Genomic DNA, 12,913 nt, shown 5'->3' on the forward strand with positions numbered 1-12,913 from the left:
CACAATTTATCTCGACGTCAAGATAAATGTATCACTTGGGCGCCGGAGGATAGAGGGCGCGCACCACCAGCCAGGTGACGGCGAGCAGCGGAGCGAACAGGGGGATGCCCATGACGAGCTTGAGAGTGCCCAGCAGTGCCACCGCACTGTCACGCTGACTCTCGTCCAGCGAGGTCAGATAGATCGGGAACTGTACCGCCAGGCGCGCCGCGAACAGCGCCGCCCAGGCGATCGTCAGCCAGAAGAACGCGCGCCGCTTGCGTCGATCCGTCCGCCAGCGCGTGCCCTCGCCGACGAGGAAGCCCACGGCCAGTCCGATGAGGGGCCACCCCACGAACGCCGAGATCAGCAGCGCTGAGCCGTAGAGGGCGTTGGTGATGAAGCCGGGGATGAAGTTGTCCGACGGGTTGCCCGTGATGAGCGCCAGCCCCGCCGCCACACCTGCGGCGACCAGACCGCCGATCGCGGCGGACGGCGGCGACTTCTGGACGAGGCGCACGAGGGTGAACACCGCCGCGATCCCCACCGAGACCGCGAGGGCCGGAAGGAGCTTCTCGCGTGTGTCACCCGGGAGGAGCGTGTACGTGAGGATGAACGTCAGGCTCGGCAGCACCGATTCGAGCACTCCGCGCCATCCGCCCATGGCCGACCAGACCACCCGTCCCGTGCTCCCCTGCTGCGCCGGATCGAGCCCCGCCCGCTTGGCGGCTCCGCCGAGGGCGGCCCCGATCAGGTCGGAGGGGCGCTGCTCGCCGGCCCCCGCGCGTTCGGGATCGGGGCCCGGGTCGGCGGTCGGCGCGTCGCTCACGTCGTGCCGGGTGTGGCAGGCATGCGAAGCGGGATGAGGTCGCGCGGCGGCATCGGCGAGGTGCCGCGGACCACGACGATCGAGCGGAAGAGATCTTCGACCTTGGCCGCGGCGTCGACGTCGGCAGCGGCCGCTCCGCCGATGACGCCGCGCAGGAACCACCGCGGACCGTCGACGCCGACGAAGCGGGCGATGCGCTTGCCCGCTCCCCCGTCGGCTCCGGCGACCACCGGGACCTCGGCGAGGAGCTCAGGGCCGAGCGGACCCTCGCGCTCCTCGACGCGTCCGCCCTGCTGGCGGATCTGCTGCCGGATCTGCTCCCGCGTCTCCTCCCACAGGCCCGCCGAGCGGGGTGCGGCGAAGGGCTGGATCTGGAGTGTCGAGTCGGCGTAGTCCAGGCCCACGGCGACGATGCGCTTGGTCTGCTCCTCCACCTCCAGGCGCAGGTTCAGACCCTCGCGGGGCAGCACCTTGATCCCGCCGAGATCGATGTAGGGCCGAACCGGGTTGGCCTCGGCTTCGTCGAACGGACCCTCGGTCGCCCGGTCTGCGGGTGCGCTCTTGGGCGAATTCTGCGGTGTGGCGTCGGTCATGCCGTCGCTCCGTCCTTCTGATAGCCGGTCGAGCCGAATCCCCCGGCGCCGCGGACGCTGTCGGGAAGCTCGTCGACCGGAACGAATGCGGCCCGGGTCACGGGCATGACGATGAGCTGGGCGATGCGGTCGCCCGGAGCGATGTCGAACGCGTTCTCGCGATCGGTGTTCAGCAGGGCGACCTTGATCTCTCCGCGGTACCCCGCGTCGACGGTGCCCGGTGCGTTGACGATGGTGATGCCGTGCTTGGCTGCCAGACCGCTGCGGGGGACGACGAAGGCGGCGTACCCGTCGGGAAGGGCGATCCGCACGCCGGTGCCCACGAGGGCGCGCTGCCCGGGCTCCAGCCGGAGCGCCTCCGCGGACACCAGATCCGCCCCCGCATCACCGGGGTGGGAGTAGGCCGGAACGTCGGGGGCGATAATGAGGACGTCCACGGTTTCAGTCACGCAACGAGGGTAATGCACATGTCCGAGCCACGCCGCAGCGGCGAGCAGGCCGTGCTCTACCGCGAACGGCTCGGTCCGAGTCTGTGGCTGCTCGTGGCCGCCGCGGTATGCGGGCCGATGGCGGCACTGGTGTTCACCCCGGTCGATTCCACCGTCGCCCTCGTCGTGGGGGCGGTCGTCGCGGCGCTCATCGTGGTCCTCCTCGTGTCGGCCTCACCGGTGGTCGAGGTCGGTGCCGACGGGATGCTGCGGGCCGGGCGTGCGCGCATCGAGGTGCGGCATCTCGGCGAGGCCGAGGGCTTCACCGGCGAGGACGCACGCCGCAAGCGCGGTGTCGAATTGCACCCCCGGGCATGGCACCTGATCCGCGGGGGAATCGACCCGGTGGTGGTCCTCCCCCTGCGGGATCCCGACGACCCCGTGCCGGAGTGGGTCATCTCGACCCGCACGCCCGACCGGCTGATCGCCGCGATCGAGCGGGCGCGCCGCGGTGATGCGCAGCCTGTTACGCCGCGCACTCCCGGCAGATCGGTCCGTCGCCGCCCTCGTGGTCCAGCTGCGAGCGGTGCTTGACGAGGAAGCAGTTCATGCAGGTGAACTCGTCCTCCTGAGGCGGCAGCACGACGACGTCCAGCTCGAGATCGGACAGGTCGGCGCCGGGCAGTTCGAAGCCCGAGGGGTTGTCGGCGTCCTCGACGTCCACCGAACCCGACATCTTGTCGGGGACGCGCTCCTTGAGCGCCTCGATCGACTCGCTGTCGTCTTCGGTCTTGCGGGGGGCGTCGTAGTCGGTTGCCATGCGGGGGGATCTCTACTTCCGGTGATTCTCGGGTGCACCTGGCCTGAACAGGCGGCCATAGTTTGCATGACCGGTGGGCATTTCGCAAATGCTCCGCCGGGTGTCGCTGCGGCCGGTTCGGGACGCCCACGAGCGCGCCTGCGGGTGTTCGGACGCCGCCCCAGGCGCGAGGGGGCGACGATCACCCACCGGAACATGCGCCACGCGCACGATATTCCCGGCGCCGCGGCGTCCCTGTGACACCATGGCGGCACTGCTGAGTCGGAGAGGCGTTCGCATGGAACAGCTCAAGGTGATCGGAACCGAGGACGACAGACTCGTCCTCGCGACCGAATCGGGCGACCGGTTCTCGCTGCCCGTCGATGAGGTGCTGCGCAACGAGCTGCGCCGCACCCGACGCGACCGCGACCAGGAAGGCCAGGCCGCGCGCCCGAGTCCTCGCGAGATCCAATCGCACATCCGCGCCGGGCTCTCGGCCGCCGAGGTGGCGACGCTCCTGGGATGCCGCATCGAGGACGTCGCACGCTTCGAGGGGCCCGTCCTGGCCGAGCGCGAGCACGTCGTCGGTCAGGCTCTCGCGGTGCCGGTGCTGCTCGGCGGCCAGCTCGAGCACGACGCGCACCCCACCTTCGGCTCGGCCGTGCGCGGAAAGCTGCAGGAGGCCGGCGCGGTCGGTGAGCGCTGGACGAGCTGGAAGGAACCCTCGGGCTGGATCGTCAAGCTCGAGTTCACCGCCAACAGCGTCGATCACGACGCCCGGTGGAGTTTCGACCCCCGCCGCAGCACCCTGTCCCCGCTCAATGCCGACGCGATCCAGCTGTCGCGTCAGGGCTCCCTTCCCGAGGGTCTGATCCCGCGCCTGCGCGCGCTGGATGCCACCCCCGCGAAGGACGACTCGCGCTTCGACAGCGGCGCCTTCGGGCCGCGCCGCCCGCCGGAGGCCGACCTCGAGCATCCCGAGATCCCGGCTCCGGTCGCCCCGGCCGTCCAGGAGGCCGCGATCAAGCGAGCGACCGAGCCGGCGGTGACGTCGGCAGAGACCGCCGACCTGCTCGAGGCCCTGCGCCGTCGCCGCGGACAGCGCGAGCCCCTGCCCGGCGCAGACGAGGTGCGCGAGCGCACCGCGTCGCCGCAGCCCGTCGCCCTCTTCGACGCGCTCGAGCCCGGGTACGGCGCATCCGAGCCCTCCGACGACGAGACGCCCGGCGACCGAGGCACGTCCGCCACCCACGTCGCCGAAGCGGCGAGCCGACGCAAGGGCCGCACCTCGATGCCCTCCTGGGACGAGATCGTCTTCGGCGCGCGCGGGGACGACTGAACGACGCCGCTCAGGCGAACGCGCCGAGGCGGATGAGCGGGACGATCCGCTCCGCCTCGGTGAGGGAGCCGTGCTGTCCGATCATCTGCTGGCCCGTGCGTTCGGCGTCGCGGTCGTCGTAGTAGGCCGACGACCCGCGCGCCGCGACGAGGACGTCACCGATTCGCGGGCGGACCGCGGTGTCGACGTCGCCGAACAGGCCCGCGTCGACCGCCTCGTCTCTCGTGAGGATCCAGGCGTGCCCGGATTCGGCCGCGCGCCACGCCTCAGCCGCATCGTCGACCATCCCCGGATCGACGTACAGGTGCAGCATCCGCGGCTCTCCGCCGATCTGGGACACACCCTCGAGAAGCGGACTGCCCTCGACGAGCAGGCGATGTCGGTGCCGCGGGACATCGATCATGCCGTGGTCGGCGGTGACGATCGCCCCCGCATCCTTCGGCAGCGATCCGCCGAGGTGGGCGAGCGCGGCGTCGACCTCTTCGAGGCCGACCGTCCACTCGTCGGACTCCCAGCCGCGGCGGTGGCCGATGCCGTCGAGCTCGGGTGTGTAGAGGTAGACCAGAGCCCCCGGATGCCGAGCCACGAGGTCGACGGCGATGTCGACGCGGTCCGGGAAGTCCTCCGCGGGCACCGCCGTCGCGCCGCGAAGGGTCGCCTCGGTGAACCCCGTTCCGGTGTACTCGGGCTTGGAGACGAAGAACGTCGGCCGACCGCTGTCGGCCTCCCGCGCGAACAGGGGGGTGGAGCGCTGCCAGCTCACCGGCAGACCGTGGGTGTCCCAGCCGCGCAGCTGGTTGAGCACCTCGCCGGTGTCGGGGACCAGAGCGCGGTATCCGACGATCCCGTGCACGCCCGGCTCCGTCCCGGTCAGCAGGCTCGACAGTGCGGCCGCGGTGGTGGAGGGGAACACGGTGCGCGCGACATCCCGCTTCGACATCGCCGCGGTCAGGTACCGGGCGTGCCCCGCGCGGGCCCGTAGGTTGTGCGCCCCCAGTCCGTCGACCACGCACACGATGGCGCTGCGCGCGGGCGCGAACCAGTCGGAGGTCCCGCTCAGGGCGGCGATCAACTCCGGCACGACGCCGGTGAGGCGCCGGGCTGCCGGCGGGTCCGACGGTAGGCTGACGCTCACCCGGGCCAGTCTGGCACACCCCGCCGGCGGCTCCCCGCTCCGTCTTGGAACCCCATCGCCATGCCCGCATCACCTGCTGACACCACGCCCACCGAACGCATCGAGGACGTCGACGTCTCCGTCGAGATGCAGGGGTCGTTCCTGGAGTACGCCTACTCCGTCATCTACTCCCGCGCCCTCCCCGACGCCCGCGACGGCCTGAAGCCCGTGCAGCGCCGGATCCTCTACCAGATGGCCGACATGGGGCTGCGTCCCGATCGCGGGCACGTCAAGAGCGCCCGGGTCGTCGGCGAGGTGATGGGAAAGCTCCACCCCCACGGCGATGCCCCCATCTACGACGCGCTCGTGCGGCTCGCCCAGCCGTTCTCGCTCCGGGTGCCCCTCGTCGACGGTCACGGGAACTTCGGCTCGCTCGACGACGGTCCGGCAGCCCCGCGATACACCGAGGCGCGCCTCGCTCCCCCGGCGCTGGCGATGACCGCCGACCTCGACGAAGACGTCGTCGACTTCATCCCCAACTACGACGGCCAGTTCCAGCAGCCGGAGGTCCTCCCGGCGGCGTTCCCCAATCTGCTCGTCAACGGCGCGTCGGGCATCGCGGTGGGAATGGCCACCAACATGGCCCCGCACAATCTCATCGAGGTCGTCGCCGCCGCGGTGCACCTGCTGCACAACCCCGAGGCCACCCTCGACGAGCTGATGGAGTTCGTCCCCGGCCCCGACCTGCCCTCGGGCGGCATCATCGTCGGACTCGACGGGATCCGCGATGCCTACACCGCTGGACGCGGATCGTTCCGGACCCGAGCGAAGGTCTCGGTCGAGAGCCTCGGCCCGCGCCGCACCGGTCTCGTCGTGACCGAGCTGCCCTACCTCGTCGGCCCGGAGCGGGTGATCGAGAAGATCAAGGACGCCGTGACGAGCAAGAAGCTCACCGGCATCGCCGACGTCACCGACCTCAGCGACCGGACCAAGGGCCTTCGCCTCGTCATCGGCGTGAAGACCGGCTTCGACCCGAACGCCGTGCTCGAGCAGCTCTACCGCCTCACGCCGCTGGAGGACTCCTTCGGCATCAACAACGTCGCCCTCGTCGACGGGCAGCCCCAGACCCTCGGACTGCGCGAGATGCTTCGGGTCTACCTCGACCACCGCATCCGTGTGATCACGCGGCGGAGCGAGTACCGGCTCGCGCGGCGTCGCGAGCGTCTGCACCTCGTCGAGGGTCTTCTGATCGCCATCCTCGACATCGACGAGGTCATCCAGGTGATCCGCACCTCCGATGACGGCGAGCAGGCGCGCGGCCGCCTCATGGACGTCTTCGACCTCACCCAGGTGCAGGCCGAGTACATCCTCGAACTGCGGTTGCGGCGACTGACGAAGTTCTCACGCATCGAGCTGGAAGCCGAGCGCGACGCCCTGAAGGCCGAGATCGACGCCCTCGTGGAGCTGCTGGGCGACCCCGCGCTCATCCGCGCCCAGGTGGCGAGAGAACTCGACGACACCGCCGAGGCGCTCGGCACCCCGCGCCGGACGCTGCTGCTGAACGGCGGGCCGGTCACCGCCCGGTCCTCGAAGTCGGCCGGGCCGATCGACCTCCAGATCGCCGACGCGCCGTGCCGCGTCTTCCTCTCGGCGACCGGGCGGATGGTGCGCGCCGAGCGGACGCCGGATGCGCCGGGCGGGGGTATCGTCACCCCGTCGCGACGCTCGAAGCATGACGCGCTGCGGTCCGCGGTCGACACGACCACGCGCGGGGACGTCGGGGCGGTCACCACCACCGGACGCCTCATCCGGTTCTCGCCGGTGGACCTGCCTTCGGTTCCGGGCAACTCCGTCCAGCTGTCGGCGGGGAGCCGGGCCGACCAGTACCTCGGCCTCACCGGCGGCGAACACGTCGTCGCCCTCGTGCCGCTCGCCGCCGACCCGCCGATCGCCGTCGGCACCGCGCAGGGCGTCGTCAAGCGGGTGGCCGCCTCGGAGCTCGCCGGCAAGCACGACGTCACGATCATCTCCCTCAAGGACGGCGACCGCGTGATCGGGGCGGCTCCCGCCCCCGACGGCGCCGAGCTGGTCTTCATCGCCGCAGACGCGCAGCTCCTCCGCTTCGACGCGTCGTCGGTCCGGCCCCAGGGGCGTGCGGCCGGCGGGATGGCCGGCATCCGCCTCACGCCCGGCGTCGAGGCGATCGGCTTCTTCGTCGTCGGCGGCTCGGCCTTCGACGCCGTCGTAGTCACCGTCGCCGGGTCGGCGTCGGCCCTGCCCGGGACCGATGCCGGAAGCGCCAAGGTCTCGGCCTTCACCGAGTACCCCGCCAAGGGGCGCGGCACGGGTGGCGTGCGGGCGCACCGCTTCCTCAAAGGCGAAGACAGTCTCACGCTGGTGTGGGTCGGGTCCGAACCGCGCGCCGTCGGGGTCGACGGGGCCGTCCGTCAGCTGCCGGCACCGGGAGCGCGACGCGACGCGTCGGGAACCCCGCTCGACGGGGTCGTCGGAGGGCTCGGGACGGTCGTACGCTGAGGACGCCGATCAGGCGTCGATGCGCTCGCGCGACAGTCGGTCGCTGGAGTCCACGATGAACTCGCGACGGGGCGCGACATCGGTGCCCATCAGCAGCTCGAAGATGCTCGATGCCACCTCGGCGTCCTGGACGCGCACACGGCGGAGGGTGCGTCCACCGCGGTCCATCGTCGTGGTCGCGAGCTGATCGGCATCCATCTCGCCGAGTCCCTTGTAGCGCTGCACCGGCTCCTGCCAGCGCTTGCCCGCCTTGGTGAGCTTGGTGAGGAGGGCGTGCAGCTCCTGCTCGCTGAAGGTGTAGATGGTCTCGTTCGGCTTCGTGCCCGGGTTCATCACGATCACCCGGTGCAGGGGCGGCACCGCCGCGAAAACCCGGCCGGCCTCGACGAGAGGCCGCATGTAGCGGAAGAACAGCGTCAGCAGGAGGGTGCGGATGTGCGCGCCGTCGACGTCCGCATCGCTCATCAGGATGACCTTGCCGTAGCGGGCCGCGTCGAGGTCGAACGAACGCCCCGAGCCCGCCCCGATGACCTGGATGATCGAGGCGCACTCGGCGTTGGAGAGCATGTCGCTGATGGACGCCTTCTGCACGTTCAGGATCTTGCCGCGGATGGGGAGCAGCGCCTGGTACTCGCTGTTGCGCGCCAGCTTGGCCGTGCCCAGCGCCGAGTCGCCCTCGACGATGAACAGCTCCGACTCCGCGACGTCGTTCGTCCGGCAGTCGGCCAGCTTGGCAGGCAGGGAGGATGATTCGAGCGCGTTCTTCCGGCGCTGCGTCTCTTTGTGCGTCCGCGCCGAGATGCGCGCCTTCATCTCGGAGACGACCTTGTCCAGCAGCAGCGAGGTCTGCGCCTTGTCGTCGCGCTTCGATGAGGAGAATTTCGCCGCGAGCTCCCGGGTGACGACCTGCGTCACGATCTGCCGGACCGCCGGGGTGCCCAGCACCTCCTTGGTCTGACCCTCGAACTGGGGCTCGGGCAGCCGGACCGTCATCACCGTGGTGAGGCCGGCGAGGATGTCATCCTTCTCGAGCTTGTCGTTGCCGACCTTGAGCCGTCGTGCGTTCTGCTCCACCTGTGCACGCAGCACCTTCATGAGCCCCTGCTCGAAGCCCTGCTGGTGCGTGCCGCCCTTCGGGGTGGCGATGATGTTGACGAAGGAGCGTGCGACGGTGTCGTAGCCCGTTCCCCACCGCAGGGCGATGTCGACCTCGCAGGTGCGCTCCACCTCGGTGGGGATCATCGCGCCCGTGGGCTGCAGCACGGGCACGGTCTCGGTGAAGACGCCCTCGCCCGTCAGGCGCCATACATCGGTGACACCGGCGTCAGGGGCCAGGAACTCCACGAACTCGGAGATGCCGCCTTCGAAGCGATAGGCCGTCTCGACCGGCTCACCGGCGCGCTCGTCGCGCACGACGATCTGCAGGCCGGGCACGAGGAAGGCCGTCTGGCGCACCCGCTGCTCGAGCTCCTCCAACGAGAACGCCGCGTCCCTGGTGAAGATCTGGCGGTCGGCCCAGTACCGGATACGCGTGCCCGTCGCGCCGCGCGCCGCCCTCCCGACCACGCGCAGCTCGCTGCTGTCTTCGAAGGGGGTGAACGGCGCGTCCGGGCCGGGACCGGCGAACACACCGGGCTCGCCGCGATGGAACGACATGGCGTAGGTCTTGCCGCCGCGGTCGACCTCGACGTCGAGGCGTTCGGACAGGGCGTTGACCACCGACGCCCCCACGCCGTGCAGACCCCCGGATGCCGCGTAGGATCCGCCGCCGAACTTGCCGCCCGCATGCAGCTTCGTGAAGACGACCTCTACCCCCGTGAGGCCGGTGCGAGGCTCGACGTCCACGGGAATGCCGCGGGCGCGGTCGCGCACCTCGACGCTGCCGTCATCGTGGAGGACGACATCGATGCGGTCGCCGTGACCGCCCAGTGCTTCGTCGACGGCGTTGTCGATGATCTCCCACAGGCAGTGCATGAGACCGCGGGCATCGGTCGACCCGATGTACATGCCCGGACGCTTGCGGACGGCCTCGAGTCCCTCGAGCACCTGGAGGTGGTGGGCGGAGTACTCAGCGGCGGTCACAATCTCCAAGGCTAACCGGGGGTTCCGTCCCGGCCTTGCACAGACACGGCGGGCGGGGCTCGCCGTACGCGCTCAGCGAACGGTCATCGGATCGCGGCATGACCGTAACAATGCCGTGGTTGTATGTGGAGACCACGCCGAGAGTCACATTCCCGAGGAGGCACCGCGATGACACTTTCGACACCCTCTGAGACGGCCGTCCTCGAATACCGCCTGACCGCGGCGGACCGCTGCGATTCCTGCGGAGCTCAGGCCTACATCGCCGCCGAGGTGAACGGCAGCGAGCTGCTGTTCTGCGCACACCACGGCCGCAAGTACGAAGAGAAGCTTCGTGCCGTCTCCACGTCGTGGCACGACGAGACCGCGCGCCTCAGCAACGACGACTGATCGTCACCGCATCCCCCGATAACGACGGGGCACCAGCGGAGAGACCCTGACCGCGATCTCCTCGCCGATCGTTCCGATCGATTCGGCGAGCGAGGTCGCGGTCGCTCCGTCTTCGGCTGCGCCGAACACGGTCACTCGGTCCCCCACCGCCGCACCGTCCCACCGGGTGACCTCGACACGCGATCCCGTGATCGCCGTCACCCGTCGAGGACCGGCGGGCGTCCCGACCGTGCATCCCACCAGCGTGCTGAACAGACCGTCGCGGGACCCCACGCCGATGCGGACCGTGTCCGCTCCCACCTCGGTGACGGGTGCCGTCCAGCGCGCCACCGGCCGAACGCCCAGGGCGGCCTCCTCCGGACCGCCGGCCGGACGGATGCCGTAGGCGAAGGCACCGACCCGGACGAGGTCGTAGCGGAACTCGGGCCGGGCGAACGACGCGGCGCTGGCCGACAGGTGCCGCCAACGCGGCCGCAGGCCGGCGTCCGCGGCGATCGCGAGCGCCCGTTCGAAGCGCGCTCGCGCACGATCGTCCTCGTCATCGGACGCCTCGGCGATGTGGCTCCAGATCCCCTCGACGCTGAGGACGCCCGCGTCCTCGGCGGCGACGGCCCGTGCGACCAGGTCGGACCAGTCCTCGGGGCGGACCCCGTTGCGGCGCAGTCCCGTGTCGATCTTCAGGTGCACGCGTGCCGTTCGGCCGCCCCGGATGCCCGTGAGAGCGGTGAAGAGCCGGAGATCGCCCACCCCGATATCGATGTCCAGGTCGACCGCCAGCGACGCCTGGGCCTCGTTCTCCGCGGTCCAGATGAACACCCGGGGCTCCGGGCCGACGAGGTCGCGCACGCGAGCCCCGGTGATGACGTCGAAGGCGCCGAACCAGCCGACGCCCTCCCGGCGTGCTCTGGCCACCACCGCATCGAGCCCGTGTCCGTAGGCGTCGTTCTTCACCACGAGCATGACCTCGGCCGGCGACACCGCCTCGTGCACCCGGCGAAGGTTGTCGGCGAGCCGATCGAGATCCACCTCGAGCGCCGACCCGCTCATCCCGATGCCACCCGACGAGCCCGGGCGCCGACGATGGCGACGATCTCGCCGGCGGTGAGCCCGGTCGCCGCCGTCCACGTGTCCAGCGACGGCTCGTCGCTTTCGGGATCTCCGAAAAAGTGGGCCCGGTCACCCGGTTCGGCGCGGCCCGTCGACCCGAGATCGACGACGCACACATCCATGGCCACCCGTCCGATGACGGGTGCGTTCCGGCCCGCGATCCGGACGGCCACGCGGTTGCCGAGAGCGCGGACCACTCCCTGCGCATACCCGCCGGAGACGAGGGCGACCGTCGTGTCCGCTGCGGCGCGGAAGGTGTAGCCGTACGAGACGCCCTCTCCCGCCAGCACCCGCTTGGTACTGACCACCCGGCCCCGGAACGCCATGGCCGGCACCCCTCGGGATCCGGGCAGGCCGAATAGGTGCGCACCGTCGACCGCGTCGACATCAGACGTCGCCCACCCGAGGCCCGCCTCCGAGACCGCTCGGCGGACCTCCGCCTCGCCGTGCCCCCACCCGTCTGCCTCGAGCACCTCGGGGTCCACGGTGACGAGCCCGGCATCGTGAGCGGTCTCGAGGTTCGCCGCGAGAGCGGACCGACGGATGAGGGCGACCGGCCGGTGGTCGTGGGCCCCGCTGTACTCCGAGACGTCGTGCGCCGTCGGACGCAGAGGATCCACCGACATCACCCCTTTAGACTATCCGGGTCCGTCGTCCCCGACTCGAAAGTCCCCATGCCCTCGACCGGTCTCGGCCTCTCCTCCCGCCTCCGCTACCTCGCTTACCGCGCACGCCGGATCGACGTGGGATCGGTGTGGGAGCGGGCGAGGGAAGCCGCAGCGCAGCACGGCAAGTGGACGCCGGCGGTCGTGGTCGACATGCTCTACTCCGCGGGCTTGCGTCAGGTCGGCTTCCAGGACTACATCGACTACGACTTCGCGATCCTCACCCGCCGGGAACGGGCGACCTTCATGACCCACCCGTTCTCCAATCAGCTGTCCCAGCGCTTCGACCACCCCGGCTACCGCCACCTGTTCCAGGACAAGATCGCGTTCGACCGCGCCTTCTCCGAGCACCTCCAACGCGAGTGGATGGTCGTCGAACCAGGCAACGCCGACGAGGTCCGCGCCTTCGCCGAGCGACACGGCACCATTGTCACCAAGGAGCCGATCGGACAGGCGGGGACCGGTGTGCATCGCTACCACGCCGCCGACATCACCGATTGGACGGACTTCCACGGGGGCCTCCTCGATCGCGGCGAGCTGCTCATCGAAGAGGTCATCGTGCAGCACGCCGATCTCGCGGCCGTCTGCCCGGGAACGGTCAACACCACGCGGGTGACGGCCTTCTTCGACGGTGAGCGCACCCACATCCTCGCGATCGCGCAGAAGTTCGGCCGCGGCGCCGTCAGCGATCAGATGTCGTTCGGCGGCTTCTACACGATGCTCGACGACGACGGTCGCGCCGTCGGCCCCGGATACGACTCGCACGGCCACGTGCACATCACCCACCCCGATTCCGGCTTCCCCATCGCCGACTTCCAGCTGCCGATGATGGCCGAGGTGGTCGCCTTCGTCGACCGCGTCGCTCGCGTCGTCCCGCAGGTGCAGTACGTCGGATGGGACATCGTGGTGACCCCCGGCGGTCCGGTGCTCGTCGAGGGGAACTGGGGCGCCGGCGTCTACGAGAACAAGCCGAGCGTGACCGGCATCCGCACCGGCCACAAGGCCCGTTATCTGGCCGCGACCGGACTGGCCTGACGCGCGACGGCCTGTCGCCGT

13 protein-coding genes are annotated in these 12,913 nt (G+C 70.6%); 5 read left to right on the top strand and 8 right to left on the bottom strand.

What is annotated here, in order from left to right; genetic code table 11:
- Positions 1-31: 31 nt before the first annotated feature.
- The 3 genes from T9R20_RS10000 to dut are packed head-to-tail and all read right to left on the bottom strand — an operon-like array spanning position 32 to position 1,850.
- The gene (locus T9R20_RS10000) at positions 32-808 is read right to left on the bottom strand and encodes a DUF3159 domain-containing protein (protein WP_416182894.1); all 777 of its coding nucleotides are present in this window, start codon (positions 806-808) and stop codon (positions 32-34) included.
- On the bottom strand, positions 805-1,401 hold the full coding sequence (locus T9R20_RS10005) for a DUF3710 domain-containing protein (RefSeq protein ID WP_322409170.1): 597 nt from the start codon (positions 1,399-1,401) through the stop codon (positions 805-807). Before T9R20_RS10005 ends, T9R20_RS10000 begins: the two co-directional genes overlap by 4 nt.
- Complete coding sequence (dut, locus tag T9R20_RS10010; RefSeq protein WP_322409171.1) at positions 1,398-1,850, bottom strand: dUTP diphosphatase; 453 nt, start codon at positions 1,848-1,850, stop codon at positions 1,398-1,400. The genes T9R20_RS10005 and dut overlap by 4 nt, the downstream gene beginning before the upstream one ends.
- A gap of 18 nt (positions 1,851-1,868) precedes the next feature.
- Between dut and T9R20_RS10015 the strand changes: the two genes are divergently transcribed.
- A complete protein-coding gene (locus T9R20_RS10015; protein ID WP_322409172.1) occupies positions 1,869-2,423 on the top strand; it encodes a DUF3093 domain-containing protein in 555 nt (184 codons plus the stop codon).
- On the opposite strand, the gene T9R20_RS10020 is transcribed toward T9R20_RS10015, so the two are convergent.
- Positions 2,356-2,649 (bottom strand): DUF4193 domain-containing protein, encoded by a 294-nt coding sequence (locus tag T9R20_RS10020; protein WP_124293148.1) that lies wholly within the window; start codon positions 2,647-2,649, stop codon positions 2,356-2,358. The genes T9R20_RS10015 and T9R20_RS10020 overlap by 68 nt on opposite strands.
- Before the next feature lie 277 nt (positions 2,650-2,926).
- On the opposite strand from T9R20_RS10020, the gene sepH reads away from it, so the two are divergent.
- A complete protein-coding gene (gene sepH / locus T9R20_RS10025) occupies positions 2,927-3,967 on the top strand; it encodes a septation protein SepH (RefSeq protein ID WP_322409173.1) in 1,041 nt (346 codons plus the stop codon).
- 10 nt (positions 3,968-3,977) lie between these two features.
- Here the strand turns inward: sepH and T9R20_RS10030 are convergent, their stop codons facing one another.
- Positions 3,978-5,102 (bottom strand): alkaline phosphatase family protein, encoded by a 1,125-nt coding sequence (locus T9R20_RS10030; RefSeq protein WP_322409174.1) that lies wholly within the window; start codon positions 5,100-5,102, stop codon positions 3,978-3,980.
- A gap of 60 nt (positions 5,103-5,162) precedes the next feature.
- Here T9R20_RS10030 and T9R20_RS10035 point away from each other — a divergent pair, with 60 nt between their 5' ends.
- The gene (locus T9R20_RS10035; protein WP_322409175.1) at positions 5,163-7,616 is read left to right on the top strand and encodes a DNA topoisomerase IV subunit A; all 2,454 of its coding nucleotides are present in this window, start codon (positions 5,163-5,165) and stop codon (positions 7,614-7,616) included.
- 9 nt (positions 7,617-7,625) lie between these two features.
- On the opposite strand, the gene T9R20_RS10040 is transcribed toward T9R20_RS10035, so the two are convergent.
- Positions 7,626-9,698, bottom strand: a complete 2,073-nt coding sequence (locus T9R20_RS10040; RefSeq protein ID WP_322409176.1) for a DNA topoisomerase IV subunit B — start codon at positions 9,696-9,698, stop codon at positions 7,626-7,628.
- Between the two features lie 168 nt (positions 9,699-9,866).
- On the opposite strand from T9R20_RS10040, the gene T9R20_RS10045 reads away from it, so the two are divergent.
- Positions 9,867-10,085: a hypothetical protein gene (locus T9R20_RS10045; RefSeq protein WP_322409177.1), complete on the top strand. Its 219-nt coding sequence runs from the start codon at positions 9,867-9,869 to the stop codon at positions 10,083-10,085.
- 3 nt (positions 10,086-10,088) lie between these two features.
- Here the strand turns inward: T9R20_RS10045 and T9R20_RS10050 are convergent, their stop codons facing one another.
- Positions 10,089-11,132, bottom strand: coding sequence for an alanine racemase (locus T9R20_RS10050; protein WP_322409178.1), 1,044 nt, complete (start codon positions 11,130-11,132; stop codon positions 10,089-10,091).
- Positions 11,129-11,818 carry an alanine racemase C-terminal domain-containing protein gene (locus tag T9R20_RS10055; RefSeq protein WP_322409179.1) on the bottom strand — a complete coding sequence of 230 codons (690 nt, stop codon included), beginning with the start codon at positions 11,816-11,818 and terminating at the stop codon, positions 11,129-11,131. Before T9R20_RS10055 ends, T9R20_RS10050 begins: the two co-directional genes overlap by 4 nt.
- 48 nt (positions 11,819-11,866) lie before the next feature.
- Between T9R20_RS10055 and T9R20_RS10060 the strand changes: the two genes are divergently transcribed.
- Complete coding sequence (locus T9R20_RS10060; RefSeq protein ID WP_322409180.1) at positions 11,867-12,892, top strand: sugar-transfer associated ATP-grasp domain-containing protein; 1,026 nt, start codon at positions 11,867-11,869, stop codon at positions 12,890-12,892.
- Positions 12,893-12,913: the final 21 nt, after the last annotated feature.

The sequence above is a fragment of the Microbacterium invictum genome (assembly GCF_034421375.1).
Classification (GTDB): Bacteria; Actinomycetota; Actinomycetes; order Actinomycetales; family Microbacteriaceae; genus Microbacterium; species Microbacterium invictum_A.